Origin of the sequence: Asticcacaulis sp. MM231 (assembly GCF_964186625.1) — a bacterium.
GTDB lineage: Bacteria > Pseudomonadota > Alphaproteobacteria > Caulobacterales > Caulobacteraceae > Asticcacaulis.
The window spans coordinates 1,440,602-1,455,844 of the sequence record NZ_OZ075108.1; the positions used below are offsets into that span (position 1 = coordinate 1,440,602).

Here is a 15,243-nt window from a genome sequence, read left to right on the forward strand (position 1 = left end):
AAGACCCCCGGCTTCAGATCTCACCGGGGTTTCCGTTTAAGCGACGACGATCCGTTTGACGGCGCTTAATTTCGAGGGCTGGGGCGCCAGTTCCTGCTTGAGCCTTATTCGCTCGTCGGAGCTGATGACCTGTGGCCGGAATCGGTCATTGTCGAGCCACATGCGATGCATGATCATTACAAGCTTTCGGGCGACGGCAATACGGGCTTTTGAGAAGCCTATTCGCTTAGCCAGCCTGACGCCCCAGGCTTTGAGCGTAGTCCACTCCTGCGACACGCTGAGCAAAACGGTGGCCGCAATCACTAGGGTTCGCCGGGTCGCTGGATCTCCACGGCGAGAGATTGCCCCCATCATGTTGAACTCTCCTGACTGGAATTGCCTGGGTGTCAGGCCAAAGTAGGCGGCCACGTCAGACGACTTTTGAAACCTGTGCGGGTCATCTATGGCCGCATAGACAGAAAGGGCAGTAACCGGGCCCACGCCCGGGATATCCATAAAGCGCCGAACCATCTCGATGCTGCCGGCAATCTCCTCGATCCGAGCTGTCAGCGGCACAATCTTGGCGGCGGCCTGCTCGTAGAGCTGCAATGAAGGCAATACGAACTCTTTCACATGTACGCCATTGCGTTCGGCCTGTGCTAAGGCATCGATCGTGCGTTTAAAGAAGGTCTCAGGAACTACCGACCCTCGTTCGACGATAATCCCAAACGGCTTCAAGACGCCTGCGATATGATTTTCCAAGCTTACCTTTTGAGTGACCAAGTGGTCACGCATGGCCAATAGGACGCGTGTTTCCTGCGACGCCTGGGACCGAATTTTGACAACTCGAAGGAAGTCTTCTCCACCCATCCGCAAGAGTTGCGCCAAGCCTCGCGCGTCGTTCTTGTCAGTCTTATTGCGATAGGTCGCGAGGAAGCGGTGCGCCTGGAAAGTCTCCATGCAGACAACTTCAAAGCCAAATCGGACGAGACCAGAATAAAGCCAGCTACTCATCGTTCCGGCTTCAAGCCCAATCTTCAATGATTTTCCATCCTCGATCCGATTTCCCAACCAACCTCGGATATCGAGAGGGTGGGTTGAGCTCTTCCCCTCAACGATCTGTTTTCCGTCATGATCGATTACGCAGATCGACGTCATCTTCTGCGAAACATCGAGCCCCACATAGTAATCCACTAAACCTGGCATAGCGTCCTCCAAATGAAATGACGCCTGCCACCTTATCTCATCCAGGCTAGGTTGGGGGCGCAACTACATCATAGGAGCCGGGTATGAATCGTCGGGACTTGTTTAAAAGCGCCAGTGCACTTGTTGCCATGGGCTTGCTGCCTCAGACAGTTTTTGCGGGTGCGAATGGCCCGCAAGCGGCTGTTGCAGGACCGCGTGAGACTTTGTTGCTCAATAAGGGCTGGCGCTTTTTTGACGGCGATATCCCGTTCCCCACCATTATGGGCCATGGCTGGACCTACAACGCCGCCAAGGCCGGCAGCGCGCAGGGCGCTGCTGCCACCGGCTATGACGATTCCGAATGGACGCCAGTCAGCCTGCCACACGATTTCGTCAGCTTCCAGCCGATCGTCGAGGACGCCAATGTCTCGCAAGGCTATCGCAAGCGCGGCATCGTCTGGTATCGCAACACGCTGAGGTTCGAGAAGGCCGATAACGGCAAGCATATCGAACTGCAACTCGACGGCATCGCCACCAACGCGACGGTCTGGTTCAACGGCACCCTCGTGGCCCGCAACTGGAGCGGCTATAACTCGGTCTATATCGACCTGACGCCCTATGCCACCTATGGCGATCTCGTCAATTCGCTGGTCATCCGCGTCGACGCCAACGCTATGGAGGGGTGGTGGTACGAAGGCGGCGGCATCTACCGCGACGCCTGGATCGTCAAGCGCAATCCGGTGCATATTGTGACGGATGGCGTCTTCGCGCATCCCGTTCCGGCGCCGCAAAGCCGTGCGGACTGGAAAATCCCGGTCGAGGTGACACTCAATAATTCCGGCACCGAGGCTACCGAAGTCACCGTTGTCAGCGAGCTTTGGGATGACAGAGTCGGCTTGCTGGCGACGGAAAAAACTCAGGCGACGGTGGCGCCGCTTGGTGGGGCTGTGGCGCGTATCGACCTGCTTCATAACCGGCCGCGTTTGTGGAGCATAGATGATCCGCAACTCTACACGGTCAGGACCTACATTCTGAAAGGCGATACCCGTCTCGACGAAATCACCACCACCTGCGGCTTCCGCACGCAGCGCTTCGATGTCGATAAGGGCTTCTTCCTGAACGACAAGCACCTGAAAATTCAAGGCGTCTGTATCCACCAGGACCATGCCGGCGTCGGCGTGGCGGTGCCGGATGGGGTTATTGATTTCCGCCTGCGCCGGCTTAAAGAGCTGGGCTGCAACGCCATCCGCTTCTCGCATAACGCCCAGAGCCGCGCCCTGATGGACGCCTGCGACCGCCACGGCTTCCTCGTCATGGCGGAAAACCGCGTTTTCAATCCGGCGCCGATCCACATGGCCGAACTGCAGTGGCTGGTGCGCCGCGACCGCAATCACCCGAGCGTCTATCTGTGGTCGGTGTTCAACGAAGAACCGATGCAGGGCACTGAGGCTGGTTACCAGATGGTGCGCCGCATGAGCGAAGCGGTGAAAGAACTCGATACCTCGCGTCCTGTCACCGCCGCCATGAACGACGGCCTGTTCACCCCGCTCAATGTCGCCCACGCGGTCGATGTCGTCGGTATCAACTACCAGCAGGACCAGTACGACGCCTTCCATAAGGCGCACCCGACCATTCCGGTCTTCTCATCGGAAGACACCAGCGCCTTCATGACGCGCGGCGTCTATAAAACCGACAAGGACAAGCGCGTCAGCGCCTCCTATGACGATGACGCCGCCGACTGGGGCGCCACGCACCGCAAGGCGTGGAAGGCCATCGCCACGCGCGACTATATCGCCGGCGGCTTTGTCTGGACCGGCTTCGATTATCACGGCGAGCCGACGCCCTACATCTGGCCGTCCAACAGTTCGGTGTTCGGCATCATGGATCTGTGCGGCTTTGAAAAAGCGGCGTTCTGGATTCATCAGGCGCAGTGGGTGAAGGACAGGCCCGTGCTCGGTCTGGTGCCGCACTGGAACTGGGAGACGGCTGGTCAGCCGGTGCGCGTCATGGCGTGTTCCAATCAGGAGGAGGTCGAACTGTTCGTCAATGGCAAGTCCGCCGGACGGCAAAAGGTCGATCCTTATGAGATGAACTTCTGGACCGTGCCCTATGCGCCGGGCGCTATCGAGGTGCGCGGCTATACCGGCGGCAAGCTGGTCAGGACGACGCGCAACGAAACGGCGGGCGAGCCGGTGGCCTTGCGCCTGAACGCCGATCGCGCCGGCCTGAAGGCCGATGGTCGCGACGCCCAGCCCCTGACGGTAGAAGCGATCGACAAGAAGGGCCGTCATGTGCCGCTGGCCCAGCACATGATCACCTACGAGATCAGCGGCGGCGCCATTATCGGTCTGGGTAACGGCGATGCCAACAGTCTGGAGCCGGAGAAGGGCGACAAGCGTTCGCTCTATAATGGCTATGGTCAGGTGATCGTTCAGAGCCTGGAAGGGCAGGCGGGCACTCTGCGCATCCGCGCCACCACACCGGGGCTCAAGGCTGCGGACCTACGCCTTCCGGTCGAGGCGACTGCGCCTCTGGCCTATCAGGTGACGACGCCTTCGGTGCAGTTGCTCGATAGCTGGTTCATAGCGCCGATGTCGGTGACGCGCCCCGATCCGGGTCAGAAAGCCGCCGATAACGATATGAATTCATGGCAGTGGTTCCGGCCCGGCACGCTCAACCGACCGCTCGATCAGGACGGCTACAGTCTGGTGGCGGTGCGCTATACGCCCTATGCGAAGGTGCAGAAGGTGGGCGGCAAGGTCGAGTTTCTGGGGATCACCGGCACCTGTGAGGTCTATGAGAACGGCAAGCTGATCGGGACGAAAGCCGACGCCGCGCCGGGGGCGCTGACGCTGGACTTGCAGACTCAATCAGGTGAACGCCGTCTGTCGGTGCTGTTCAAGGTCAGGGCGGGTGAGGCTTACGGCTTCAATCGCCAGATACGGACGCGGAGCAAAGACTAAACGAGTCTCCCCCTCTCCCCTCGTATGAGGGGAGAGGACGACAGGCAAGGCGAAGGCGTAAGCCTTGGCCGCAGAATGTCGGGTGAGGGGCCTGTGTCCGCTTGCGAAATGCCCCTCACCCGATCGCCGTCGCTGCGCTTGGCTCTCGTCCTCTCCCCATGGTCATGGGGAGAGGGGAATTTAATGTTATCATGGCGCTCTAGCAGTCTGCTGAAAAAGGCTTTGCCTTTGGCCTTTCCGCATTTTTGCGTAAGTCTCTTGGTCTTTTATGTGTCTTCATTCGTTGTTGTTTTTGTTGCTTTCCTAAATTTAGACGGACCTCTCCTATGCGGTTAGCAACTTGGGTATCCGGATGAGGTTGTAGGCTATGAGATTGAGCAGAAAATCTCCAGCTACAGCTTCAAGGCCGCGATGCTTTGTCTTACGCATCGTGCCGTGCTGCTTGCCCCAACCGAAGATGCACTCGATCATCTTTCGCCGGGTCTGTGACATTGCGTAGCCATCGCTGGCGGCCGTTTCATCGTCGATGATGGTCGTTCTGGTCTTGCCGGTTTTAGTCGTGGCGTTATTACGGGCGACATGCGGCTCCACGCCAAGATTGCGTAAGGCTTCGCCATGTGCAGCGACATCATAAGCCTTGTCTTCGCCTACGGTCGCCGGCTTGCCGGTGTGCTTGACCCTAACCGCCAGCATGGCTTCGGATGCCTCGCGCTCGGCCGTGCCGGTGGCTTGGGTGACAACGCTACCAACCGCCAGTCCGTTGCGGTTCTCCATCAGCGCGTGGCCCATGTAGCACAGCTTCGCTTCACGGCCCTGAGCCTTGCGGTACAAGCGGCTGTCGCCATCGGTCGTCGAGACGTGGGTGTCATTGCCGCGTTTCTGATTATGGAAGTCAGACCCGTCCGTATCGTCCGGCCCGTCCTTCGGCTTGAAGCTCTTGAACGAAGCCCAGGCTTCAATCAGCGTGCCATCCACTGAGAAATGCTCGTCCGAGAGTAAGGGCGTAACCTTTGGGTGGCACAGCAAGGCCGTCATGAACTTCGTAAAAACATCACCCTTCTGCAGGCGCTCACGGTTCTTGGTGAATGTCGTCGCCACCCACACAGCCGCGTCGGGTGACAAGCCCACGAACCATCGAAACAGAAGGTTGTAATCCAACTGCTCCATCAACTGACGTTCCGAGCGGACGCCGTAGAACACCTGCAGAAGCAAGGCGCTCAGTAACTGTTCCGGTGGAATGGAAGGGCGCCCTTCCTCCGAATACATCGCCGAAAAGTCCGCGTTCAGGTCGACCAGAACCGCGCGAACCAACTCACGAACCTTGCGAAGAGGATGCGTATCCGGAACGCGTTCTTCCAACGATATGTACGAAAATAATCCGCCCTGATCCCGAAACTCGCCACGCATTGGTTGCTCCTTCTCGCTCAAGAAGGGAATCACGGCAAAATCAAAATGACCAGAGGTTTTTCAGCAGACTGCTAGCGCTGATAGGGTGGTGTATCGCCTGCGCCTTCACGCGGCTCGGACTTGAGCGCTTCGTAAGGGCGGCGGGGGAACCTGCGCTGTTCCCAGTTTTGCGGACAGCCGGAGGTGCCGCCGTCGTCCGCGTGCCAGAAGGCGGGCGTGGCCTTTCTGTGCGTCCCTTCCTTCTGCCTGAGTTTCATGATCCCGTTCCTTGTCTTTTACACATCTTATAGAGGCTATCGCGCGTCAGGAAAGGGCTAAAACGCGCCGATCTGCTTGAGCGAGGCCACGCCTTCACGGCCGACGATCAGATGATCATGGACGGTGATCTTGAGCGGCTTGCCGGCCGCCACGATCTGTTTGGTCATGTCGATATCGCCCTGCGACGGCATCGGGTCGCCGGAGGGATGATTGTGGACCAAAATCACCGAACTCGACGACAGTTCCAGCGCCCGCCGCATGATTTCGCGCGGATAGGCCGGGGCGTGATCGACCGTGCCATGGCCCATGATCTCGTCGGCGATAAGTTGGTTTTTCTTGTCGAGAAACAGGATGCGGAACTGCTCACGCGGTTCGTGGGCCAGGGTCACCTTGAGGTAGGATATCAGCGCCGACCAGCTTGAAATCACCGTCGAGCGCTTGAGCGGTTCGGCCACCATGCGGCGCGTCGCCTCGAACATCAGGGCGAGATCGAGCGCGATATCGGCCGTGACCTTGAGCGCCTTGCCCTTGTTATCGACCGCCGACACCTGAAGCATATCTTCCAGCGGCGCCGAGAGCGTGGCGGGCAGCGAACCGAAGCGCGCCAGCAGGGCCTTGGCCAGCGGCTTGACATCGCGTTGCGGGATTGAGCGGAACAGGAACAGTTCCAGCAGTTCGTAATCAGGCAGGGCGGACACACCACCAAGTCGGGCGCGATGGCGCAGACGATGGCGATGACCGCCATGATCGGGGCGGGACGGTCCCGCTGCCAAATTATCTTCCGTTTCTTCCATCATTTGATCTTGGCGATCCGAAGCAAGCGAAAGTATTTGTTCATCGGGGGAACTTTTTGAAGATTAAGCTCCGCACGTAATGTGTCTCGTAAATCATTCAGAAGATTTGTAATGCCTTCGTGTTCGCCTCCGTTGCTTGCCATTTCTGCATAACGATCGGCAAGCTCAACTTCACGAAAAATTCCTAAAAGCATTATTTCGGCAAATGCTTGATCGAAATCACTTTTTAATTTGGCAATGGTGTCGGGATCATATTGTGTGGTGCCTATAGTGGCTGCCCTTTCAAGGGTTTTCCAAGCATTGATCCGGCGTTGAACATTTAGATCATCAATACGCTTTTTTGAGTCTCGCTTTTTTTCAAGCCTAAGAGTTAGGAGATGATTTGTCCATGCAACAGCAATACCTGCGACTATTGAGGACAGTATAGAAACTAGGACTGTTGCCCCATCAATTGCCATGCGCCCCCCGGTGCTGAAATCTAGCCCAGAACCGGCAAGGGCCTGAACTGGCCGGTCGGCGAGGCGGTGAAGAGTTCCACGCCGTTATCGGTCACGCCGCAGGAGTGTTCGCATTGCGCGGTCAGCATCTTGTCGCGCGTTACGGCGGTCCAGCCGTCGTTCAGCACCTTCACATCGGGCTTGCCGAGATTGATCATCGGCTCGACCGTGAAGAACATGCCCTTTTCGAGACGCGGACCGGTGCCGGCCTTGCCAAAGTGCAGGACGTTGGGGTTATCGTGGAACACCCGACCGACGCCATGGCCGCAGAAATCGCGCACCACCGAGCAGCGCTGGGCTTCGGCGTATTTCTGGATGGCGGCGGCGATATCGCCAAAGGTATTGCCTGGCTTGATCTGGGCCAGCCCCAGCGCCATGGCTTCATAGGTGACATCGATCAGGCGCTTGGCCTTGGGTGCCACAACGCCGACTTCATACATGCGCGAGGTATCGCCATGCCAGCCATCGACGATGCAGGTGACGTCGATATTGGCGATGTCGCCTTCACGCAGGGTCTTGTCCGACGGGATGCCGTGGCAGACCACGTGGTTGGGCGAGATACAGACCGTATTCTGGTAACCGCGATAAAACAGGCAGGCCGACAGGCCACCGTGATCGGCGATGAACTCGCGCGCCAGATCATCGAGGTACGAGGTCTTCACCCCGGGCACCACGTAGGGGATCAGCATGTCGAGGCAGTCGGCGGCGACGCGGCCGGCCTTGCGCATACCGGCGAAGTCCTCGTCGGTATGGATGCGGATGGTTTCGGAGCGGAGCATGTAGTCGGAATCTGTGTTCATGGCGGCAATATAGTCCTGTCACGGCCTCAAATCCAGTAGGCAGTTGCGACAACTTACCCACGTCAAATTTTAACCCTATGTTAACCAGCTACTGGCGGCGCGGCGGCGGAGGGCTTAAATGAGGTGAACCACCTGATTCAATAAGAGGTGGCAGGAGTAAGTTATGAGTGACGTCAAGTCGGGCGCGCGTATTCTGGTATTCGGCAATGAAAAGGGCGGGGCGGGCAAATCGACCGTCGCCATGCACGTGGCCGTGCATCTGCTCCATCAGGGCAAGCGCGTCGCCTTTATCGATCTCGACCTGCGTCAGCGGTCTCTGGCGCGCTTTTTCTCGAACCGCGCCAAGTGGGCGGCGGCTAATGAAAAGCAATTGCCCATGGCCTTTGAGCCGCACCTTCATGACAAGCCGGCCAGCCTGCTGACCGTGCCCGAAGCCGAGGCGCGCAAGGCCTTTGACCGCGCGCTCGATGAGGCGATCGAGCAGGCGGACTATGTGATTGTCGATACGCCGGGCGGCGACCACGTGCTGTCGCGCCGGGCTCATGCCGTTGCGCACCTGATCATCACGCCGATGAACGACAGCTTTATCGACTTCGATCTGCTGGGCGAGGTCGATCCGGTGACGCTCGATGTCAAGCGGCCGTCGATCTACGCCGAAACCGTATGGAATTCACGCAAGCAGCGCGCGGTCTGGGATGGCAAGTCGATCGACTGGATCGTGCTGCGCAACCGTCTGGCTGCCAATGAGGCGCGCAACCGCAAGCGCGTCGATGAGCGGGTGCAGGCACTGGGCAAGCGTGTTGGCTTCGAGGTTCTGGCCGGTTTGCGCGATCGGGTCATCTATCGTGAGCTTTTCCCCTTTGGTCTGACCGTGGCCGATCTCTCCGGCGACATCCGGCCGGTGGCGGTATCGCTCAGCCATATCGCCGCTCGGGCTGAACTGCGGGCCTTGATGGGATCGCTTGGTCTTGAGGCCGGGGCGGAAGTTACAGAAACCGCATCTGAAGGCGTGGACGATAACGATATGGCTGAGGTCTGATGCTCTGGGTCGGCGGCGCCATCGCGGTTTTTCTATTGCTGGCTTATGTCGGGCGGCAATCGCGCCTTGGCCGCCTGAAACAGGGGCCATGGATCAACCACTTCCGCGCCCTGCGCAGTCTGGTCAGCATGGCCTTGCTGGTGCTGGGCGTGACCCTGATGGTGCGCGGGCTGATGCTGCCGGGACTGGGCGCCTTGCTGGCGTCGTTTTTGGTGGGCGGCACCGTGCGTTATCAGACCTATTTCCGTAAAGACGAACAGCCGGCAACCGCGGCCAGCTATACGCCGGATGAGATCAAGGCCTACAACACGCTGGGGCTGGCGATTGGCGCGGACAAAAGGGCGGTCAAGGAAGCGTGGAAAAAGCTGATGAAGACGGCGCATCCGGATCAGGGCGGCGATGTCAGTCGCGCCAGCGCCTTGAACGCCGCAAGGGATGTGCTGTTGAAGCGGCGGCGCTGAACCTACGGGGCGTGGGGTCTGCGACCCCACAAACCTTACCTTATTCAAAAAAAAAACCGGTCTTTTGGACCGGGTTTTTCTTTTGAAAGAGAGAAGACTTGGGACCGCAGGCCCCCAAACCCCATAGGTTTTACGCTTCGGGCTTGATCACCATGCAATCTAGATGCTTGGCCGAGATGCTCTTACAAGCGGCGGCGGCCTGTTCCTTGGTCAGGGTGGCGAAGCGGGTGCGATACCAGCCGTTGTCGTTCTTGGCGATCTGCGTGGTGCTGTCCGTCAGGTGCTCGCCAAAGCGCGACTGCATCTTCTTTACCCAGTCACTGGCCAGCGACTTGTCCTTGAAGGCGCCGACCTGAATGGCGTAGGTCGCCTTCGGGTTCTTCTTTTTCTTACCCTTGCTCTTCGGCTCATCGGCATCCGCCAGCTTGGTCTTGGCGTTTTTGGCAGCCGGCTTGGTCTTAGTATTTTCGGCGGCCACCTTGGTCGCGGCCGGCACGGCCTTCGGCTTGATATCGGCGGCGGTCGGGGCCTTGCTCAGAGTTGCACCACGTCCGGCGCCGAGACCATCGAACTGGCGCGCTGCACATCGACATCCGTGGCATTGGCCTGTTCGCTGCCCTCAAGGGTTTCGCGCAACTGGTCATCGGTCAGCGGCTTGTTGTTGCTGGCCAGCATCGTATAGGAGGTCGGGCTGTCCGGAATACGGCTTTCGGCGAACATGGCGCGCGTGAATTCATTCTGCGCCACGGCGATGGTCTCCCCGCGCTGCCGGCGGCTGATGACGTCAAAGCCGGTGCTCATCAGGGTGGTGACGTGCTCACGGCGCTGGGTCTTGTTGGAACCACCGAGCATGACGGCGATCAGGCGGTGACCGTTCTTGACCTGCGAGGCGACCAGATTATAGCCGGCGGCGTTGGTAAAGCCCGTCTTCATGCCGTCAACGCCATCCAGGCCACGCAAGGGGTTGTGGTTGACATAGGTGCGGCCGCGGAACTCCTGCGAGGGCAGGTTGAAATAGTTATAATACTGCGGATAGTCGCGTAAGGTGGCGCGGGCCAGGATAGCGAGATCGCGCGCCGAAGAGAGCTGGCGGGCATCGGGCAGGCCGTTGGCGTTGACGAAGCGCGTCTGGGTCATGCCCAGATCCTGCGCGCGAATGGTCATCATGGCGGCGAAGCGCTCTTCGGTGCCGCCGATCTTCTCGGCCAGGGCCACGGCCAGATCGTTGGCGGAATAGAGAGCGACCAGACGCATGGCGGTATCGACGTCGATCGTGTCGCCAGCCTTGAGGTAAACCTTGACGGGGGCCTGAGACGCGGCGCGGGCGCTGATGGTGATCTGGTCGGTCGGTTTGAGCTTGCCCTGGGCCAGGGCGTCGAACGCCATATAGAGAGTCATGATCTTGGTCAGCGAAGCCGGATAGCGGGCTGAATCCGCGCGACGGGCGTAAAACACTTCGCCGGTCTGGGCATCGACCACGATGGCCGCATACTTGGCGTTATCGCCCGGATCCTGCGCGCTGGCCGAAGCCGGCAGCAGAAGTGTCATGAAGGCCAGCATTGACAGGAGCAGGGCGACAACGCCCTTTCCCCCCAACACAACATCCCCCAAAATTTGGCCTGTCGTCCGCCTGATCATACGCATCAAAGCTGTCCTTAACTCTTATCAAACGCGATTGCACACAATTTGGTATCCGCCGGACCCACGCAAAATAAGGAAACAATGTGGTCTTACTATGAGTGGTATATCTATCAATATAGTCCCAGAAGCCTAGTCTGTCGTGAATTTTCCTTAACCAAGCCTTAAGCTCACCGTATCGTGACCGCTAACGCGCTATAATGTCTCAGTTCATGCCTGTTTGGCAGGCATCACCACACCAGACAACCACCACGCTCGTGAAGACGCCAAGAAACTCCCACATAGGGGGAATTGTCTCCTCACATTTTCGTATTTCTTATTGTGCAGTGCAACATAAGGGTTGACCATATGCTGCACTTGCGTTATATGAAGCTGCAACCGGGCAGAAGGTTCGATGTCAAACGACGTCGGGAATTAGGCCTCATTCGACTTTGTATCCACGCATCAAACCAATCATAGGGAGTTTGTCATGTCGGAAGCTGCTGAAACCATCAAGACCACTGTTGAAAAGTTCACCACGGCTGGTAACCAAGCCTTCAAGGACTCGGTCGAAAAGACCCTGGCCAGCCTCAACGAAGCCAACGGCCTTGCCAAGGGCAATGTCGAAGCCGTCGTCGAAAGCCTGACCGCCGCCACCAAGGGCGCGGAAACGGTTGGCGCGCAAGCCATGGCCTTCTCCAAGAAGAACTGGGAAGAAGCCGTCTCGGCCGCCAAGACGCTGCAAGGCGCCAAGAGCATTCAGGAAGTCATCGAGTTGCAATCGAAGTACGCCAAGACCTCGATGGAATCCTACGTCGCTGAAATGAACCAACTGACCGAAACCCTGTCGGCTTCGTTTAAGGACACCTTCAAGCCGATCAACGCGCGCATGACCGCTGCTGTTGAGAAGTTCCAGTCTTATCGATAAGACTCTGGTCGCTAAGACTTTGGCCCTAAAGGCCTGAAGACTACCAAGCCTCGCACCTTCACCGGTGCGGGGCTTTTCTTTGTTTTTAACGCCGTAGCCTGTGGACGTTTCGCGCATAAGCGTCACAATTCGACATCACGGCCCATAAACTGTGATCGTGTTGCACCATGTTTGTGCATTTACCCCCTTAACAGCGTCCTCATTTGGACTATCTTGTTATTAGGCGACTCCTGCATATCTACAGGGAGGGCCGAGGCACATCGGTCCGGAAATAGCCAGAAAACGAACAGATACGAGATGAGATTGGTTTTGACACACGACGGGCAGAACGCAGCGCAACGGATCATGGCGGCCGACAAAGGCACCACGACCAGGCCCGGACAGGCGCCGGGATTGCTGATCGACACCAAGCCCAAGCCACAAAAGCCTTCGCTCTATCGCGTGCTGATACTAAACGACGACTACACGCCGATGGAATTCGTGGTCTATGTGCTTGAGCGTTTCTTCAACAAGTCGCGCGAAGAGGCCACGCTGATCATGTTGCACGTCCATCAAACCGGTGTGGGAGTGTGCGGCGTATACACTTACGAGGTGGCGGAAACCAAGGTGGCGCAGGTGGTGGATATGGCTCGCCGGCACCAACATCCATTGCAATGTACGATGGAGAAAGACTAACCGGAGAAACTTAGACGGCCGGGATTTTATCTAAATTCTATCTACAGAGTTCAGATCAGGTTCAGACTGCCAGGATTAACATCTGGTAGGGTTAATGTCTTAAACCATAAGTAAGATTTTAAGCCCACAGTTTTGATTTGAGTAACAGCGTTTTCAAGATTTATTGGAGGTCGTCATGCCGTCATTTTCCAGCGCATTAGAAGAGACCCTGCATCGCGCAGTGGGTCACGCCAATGCCCATCACCACGAATATGCGACGCTTGAGCACCTCCTTCTGGCCCTGATCGACGATGTCGACGCGGCCGCCGTGATGAGTGCCTGCAACGTCGATTTGTCTAAACTGCGCGTCGCCCTGGACGCCTATATCGAAACCGACCTGAAATCTCTGGTCGAGTTGCAATCGGAAGAAGCCAAGCCCACGGCCGGTTTCCAGCGTGTCATCCAGCGCGCGGTGATCCACGTCCAGAGCTCCGGCCGCGATGAGGTCACCGGCGCCAATGTGCTGGTCGCCATCTTCTCCGAGCGCGAATCGCACGCCGCCTTCTTCCTGCAGGAACAGGAAATGACGCGCTACGATGCGGTCAACTATATCGCCCACGGTATCGCCAAGAAGCCCGGCGCCACCGAGGCCCGCGTCGTGCGCGGCGCCACGGAAGACAACGCCAATTCGGGCGACGAAAAAGGCAAGGGCGGTTCCACCGATGCGCTTGCCGCCTATTGCGTCGATCTCAATGAGAAGTCGCGTCACGGCAAGGTCGATCCCCTGATCGGTCGTTCGGCGGAAGTCGAGCGCGCCATTCAGATCCTGTGCCGCCGCACCAAGAACAACCCGCTGCTCGTCGGTGATCCCGGCGTTGGCAAGACCGCGATCGCCGAAGGCCTGGCCAAGAAGATCGTTGATGGCGATGTGCCGGAGGTTCTGGCCGGTGCCACCATCTACTCGCTCGACATGGGCACGCTGCTGGCCGGCACCCGTTATCGCGGTGACTTCGAGGAGCGCGTCAAGCAGGTCGTCAAGGAACTGGAGGCGCACCCCAATGCCGTCCTGTTTATCGATGAAATCCACACGGTTATCGGCGCCGGTGCCACCTCCGGCGGCGCCATGGATGCTTCGAACCTGCTGAAACCCGCTCTGGCGGCCGGTTCCCTGCGCTGCATGGGCTCGACCACCTACAAGGAATACCGTCAGCACTTCGAGAAAGACCGCGCCCTGGTGCGTCGCTTCCAGAAGATCGACGTCACCGAGCCGTCGCTCGACGACACCATCAAGATCCTGAAGGGCCTCAAGCCCTATTACGAGACCTTCCACCATCTGAAATACACCGACGCCGCCATCAAGACGGCGGTGGAGCTGTCGGCGCGTTACATCACCGACCGCAAGTTGCCCGACAAGGCGATCGACGTGATTGACGAAGCCGGCGCGCTCCAGATGGTCCTGCCGGAAAACAAGCGCCGCAAGGTGATTGGCCCGAAGGAAATCGAGTACGTCGTCTCCAAGATCGCCCGTATCCCGTCGAAATCGGTCTCCCGTGACGACGCCACCGCCCTGCGTGATCTGAAGGTTGACCTCAACCGCACGGTCTTCGGTCAGGACGAGGCCATCGAGCAACTGTCCACGGCCGTGAAAATGGCCCGCGCCGGTCTGCGTGATCCGCAAAAGCCGGTCGGCTGCTACCTGTTCTCCGGCCCCACGGGCGTCGGCAAGACCGAAGTGGCCAAGCAACTGGCCGCCACCATGGGCGTCGAACTCCTGCGTTTCGACATGTCGGAATATATGGAGCGCCACACAGTGTCGCGTCTCATCGGCGCGCCTCCGGGCTATGTCGGCCATGATCAGGGCGGTCTGCTCACCGATGCCGTCGATCAGCAACCGCACTCGGTTGTCCTGCTCGATGAAATCGAAAAGGCGCACCCGGATATCTACAACATCCTGTTGCAGGTCATGGACCATGGCCAGTTGACGGACGCGGTCGGCAAGAAGGTCGATTTCCGCAATGTCATCCTGATCATGACCACCAATGCCGGTGCTTCGGATAACCAGAAGAACTCGATCGGTTTCGGCCGCGAAAAGGTGACCGGCGAAGACGAACAGGCCATCAAGCGCCTGTTCACGCCGGAATTCCGCAACCGCCTCGATGCGGTTGTCACCTTCAAGCAACTGAAGCTCGATGTGATTTCGCAGGTCGTCCAGAAGTTCATTATGCAACTGGAAATGCAACTGGCCGACCGTCACATCTCGATCGAACTGACCGACGAAGCGTCGGCCTGGTTGAGCGAAAATGGCTACGACGAACTGTATGGCGCCCGTCCGCTGGCGCGCGTCATCCAGGAGAACATCAAGAAGCCGCTGGCCGACGAAATCCTCTTCGGTAAGCTGGTCAAGGGTGGTCATATCCTCGTCAAGCTGACCGACGGCAAGATCGCCTTCGACATCACGCCCTCGCAAAAGGGTGCGGACAAGTCGGGCGCCAAGGCCGAAATCGTCGACTAGGGTCAAGCCCCTAGGACCGGATCGTTGACAGCGTGTGTTGAAACGTCGGCGGCTAAATAATAAAAGCCCTTCGGTGCAAACCGGAGGGCTTTGTTATACCTCTCCACTTGCCGGGTTTGGCGCCAGCGAAAGTATAGCTTTCGCCAGCC

At 58.4% G+C, this 15,243-nt stretch carries 14 protein-coding genes; 6 read left to right on the forward strand and 8 right to left on the reverse strand.

What is annotated here, in order from left to right; translation table 11 throughout:
* Positions 1 to 36: 36 nt before the first annotated feature.
* Complete coding sequence (locus ABQ278_RS07065; protein ID WP_349321849.1) at positions 37 to 1,185, reverse strand: IS110 family transposase; 1,149 nt, start codon at positions 1,183 to 1,185, stop codon at positions 37 to 39.
* Between the two features lie 83 nt (positions 1,186 to 1,268).
* Between ABQ278_RS07065 and galA the strand changes: the two genes are divergently transcribed.
* A complete protein-coding gene (gene galA, locus ABQ278_RS07070; RefSeq protein WP_349321850.1) occupies positions 1,269 to 4,127 on the forward strand; it encodes a beta-galactosidase GalA in 2,859 nt (952 codons plus the stop codon).
* A 324-nt stretch (positions 4,128 to 4,451) separates the two neighbouring features.
* Here galA and ABQ278_RS07075 read toward each other — a convergent pair whose 3' ends face one another.
* From ABQ278_RS07075 to map, 5 genes are all read right to left on the reverse strand, one after another.
* The gene (locus ABQ278_RS07075) at positions 4,452 to 5,534 is read right to left on the reverse strand and encodes an IS5 family transposase (protein ID WP_349320966.1); all 1,083 of its coding nucleotides are present in this window, start codon (positions 5,532 to 5,534) and stop codon (positions 4,452 to 4,454) included.
* A 71-nt stretch (positions 5,535 to 5,605) separates the two neighbouring features.
* A complete protein-coding gene (locus ABQ278_RS07080; protein ID WP_349321851.1) occupies positions 5,606 to 5,791 on the reverse strand; it encodes a hypothetical protein in 186 nt (61 codons plus the stop codon).
* Positions 5,792 to 5,848: 57 nt separating this feature from the next.
* Positions 5,849 to 6,589: a DNA repair protein RadC gene (gene radC / locus ABQ278_RS07085; protein WP_349321852.1), complete on the reverse strand. Its 741-nt coding sequence runs from the start codon at positions 6,587 to 6,589 to the stop codon at positions 5,849 to 5,851.
* A complete protein-coding gene (locus ABQ278_RS07090) occupies positions 6,586 to 7,044 on the reverse strand; it encodes a hypothetical protein (RefSeq protein WP_349321853.1) in 459 nt (152 codons plus the stop codon). Before ABQ278_RS07090 ends, radC begins: the two co-directional genes overlap by 4 nt.
* A gap of 20 nt (positions 7,045 to 7,064) precedes the next feature.
* Positions 7,065 to 7,883, reverse strand: coding sequence for a type I methionyl aminopeptidase (gene map, locus ABQ278_RS07095; RefSeq protein WP_349321854.1), 819 nt, complete (start codon positions 7,881 to 7,883; stop codon positions 7,065 to 7,067).
* A gap of 163 nt (positions 7,884 to 8,046) precedes the next feature.
* On the opposite strand from map, the gene ABQ278_RS07100 reads away from it, so the two are divergent.
* Together ABQ278_RS07100 and ABQ278_RS07105 are read left to right on the forward strand one after the other, a co-directional pair.
* Positions 8,047 to 8,922 (forward strand): division plane positioning ATPase MipZ, encoded by an 876-nt coding sequence (locus ABQ278_RS07100; RefSeq protein WP_349321855.1) that lies wholly within the window; start codon positions 8,047 to 8,049, stop codon positions 8,920 to 8,922.
* Positions 8,922 to 9,383 (forward strand): molecular chaperone DnaJ, encoded by a 462-nt coding sequence (locus tag ABQ278_RS07105; RefSeq protein ID WP_349321856.1) that lies wholly within the window; start codon positions 8,922 to 8,924, stop codon positions 9,381 to 9,383. The genes ABQ278_RS07100 and ABQ278_RS07105 overlap by 1 nt, the downstream gene beginning before the upstream one ends.
* A gap of 130 nt (positions 9,384 to 9,513) precedes the next feature.
* Here ABQ278_RS07105 and ABQ278_RS07110 read toward each other — a convergent pair whose 3' ends face one another.
* Both ABQ278_RS07110 and ABQ278_RS07115 read right to left on the reverse strand, forming a co-directional pair.
* Positions 9,514 to 9,879, reverse strand: coding sequence for an SPOR domain-containing protein (locus ABQ278_RS07110; RefSeq protein WP_349321857.1), 366 nt, complete (start codon positions 9,877 to 9,879; stop codon positions 9,514 to 9,516).
* Positions 9,880 to 9,917: 38 nt separating this feature from the next.
* Positions 9,918 to 11,027, reverse strand: a complete 1,110-nt coding sequence (locus tag ABQ278_RS07115; protein WP_349321858.1) for a D-alanyl-D-alanine carboxypeptidase family protein — start codon at positions 11,025 to 11,027, stop codon at positions 9,918 to 9,920.
* Positions 11,028 to 11,490: 463 nt separating this feature from the next.
* Between ABQ278_RS07115 and phaP the strand changes: the two genes are divergently transcribed.
* The 3 genes from phaP to clpA all read left to right on the forward strand — a co-directional run bounded on the left by phaP (position 11,491) and on the right by clpA (position 15,094).
* The gene (gene phaP, locus ABQ278_RS07120; protein ID WP_349321859.1) at positions 11,491 to 11,928 is read left to right on the forward strand and encodes a TIGR01841 family phasin; all 438 of its coding nucleotides are present in this window, start codon (positions 11,491 to 11,493) and stop codon (positions 11,926 to 11,928) included.
* Between the two features lie 345 nt (positions 11,929 to 12,273).
* The gene (gene clpS, locus ABQ278_RS07125; protein WP_018079754.1) at positions 12,274 to 12,603 is read left to right on the forward strand and encodes an ATP-dependent Clp protease adapter ClpS; all 330 of its coding nucleotides are present in this window, start codon (positions 12,274 to 12,276) and stop codon (positions 12,601 to 12,603) included.
* A 175-nt stretch (positions 12,604 to 12,778) separates the two neighbouring features.
* Positions 12,779 to 15,094, forward strand: a complete 2,316-nt coding sequence (gene clpA, locus ABQ278_RS07130) for an ATP-dependent Clp protease ATP-binding subunit ClpA (protein WP_349321860.1) — start codon at positions 12,779 to 12,781, stop codon at positions 15,092 to 15,094.
* Positions 15,095 to 15,243 lie beyond the last annotated feature (149 nt).

Bases quoted from the DNA above. Each gene is read 5' to 3' on its own strand.
- ABQ278_RS07065 (WP_349321849.1), bottom strand. From the start codon at position 1,185: ATGCCAGGTTTAGTGGATTACTATGTGGGGCTCGATGTTTCGCAGAAG.
- galA (WP_349321850.1), top strand. From the start codon at position 1,269: ATGAATCGTCGGGACTTGTTTAAAAGCGCCAGTGCACTTGTTGCCATG.
- ABQ278_RS07075 (WP_349320966.1), bottom strand. From the start codon at position 5,534: ATGCGTGGCGAGTTTCGGGATCAGGGCGGATTATTTTCGTACATATCG.
- ABQ278_RS07080 (WP_349321851.1), bottom strand. From the start codon at position 5,791: ATGAAACTCAGGCAGAAGGAAGGGACGCACAGAAAGGCCACGCCCGCC.
- radC (WP_349321852.1), bottom strand. From the start codon at position 6,589: ATGATGGAAGAAACGGAAGATAATTTGGCAGCGGGACCGTCCCGCCCC.
- ABQ278_RS07090 (WP_349321853.1), bottom strand. From the start codon at position 7,044: ATGGCAATTGATGGGGCAACAGTCCTAGTTTCTATACTGTCCTCAATA.
- map (WP_349321854.1), bottom strand. From the start codon at position 7,883: ATGAACACAGATTCCGACTACATGCTCCGCTCCGAAACCATCCGCATC.
- ABQ278_RS07100 (WP_349321855.1), top strand. From the start codon at position 8,047: ATGAGTGACGTCAAGTCGGGCGCGCGTATTCTGGTATTCGGCAATGAA.
- ABQ278_RS07105 (WP_349321856.1), top strand. From the start codon at position 8,922: ATGCTCTGGGTCGGCGGCGCCATCGCGGTTTTTCTATTGCTGGCTTAT.
- ABQ278_RS07115 (WP_349321858.1), bottom strand. From the start codon at position 11,027: ATGCGTATGATCAGGCGGACGACAGGCCAAATTTTGGGGGATGTTGTG.
- phaP (WP_349321859.1), top strand. From the start codon at position 11,491: ATGTCGGAAGCTGCTGAAACCATCAAGACCACTGTTGAAAAGTTCACC.
- clpS (WP_018079754.1), top strand. From the start codon at position 12,274: ATGGCGGCCGACAAAGGCACCACGACCAGGCCCGGACAGGCGCCGGGA.
- clpA (WP_349321860.1), top strand. From the start codon at position 12,779: ATGCCGTCATTTTCCAGCGCATTAGAAGAGACCCTGCATCGCGCAGTG.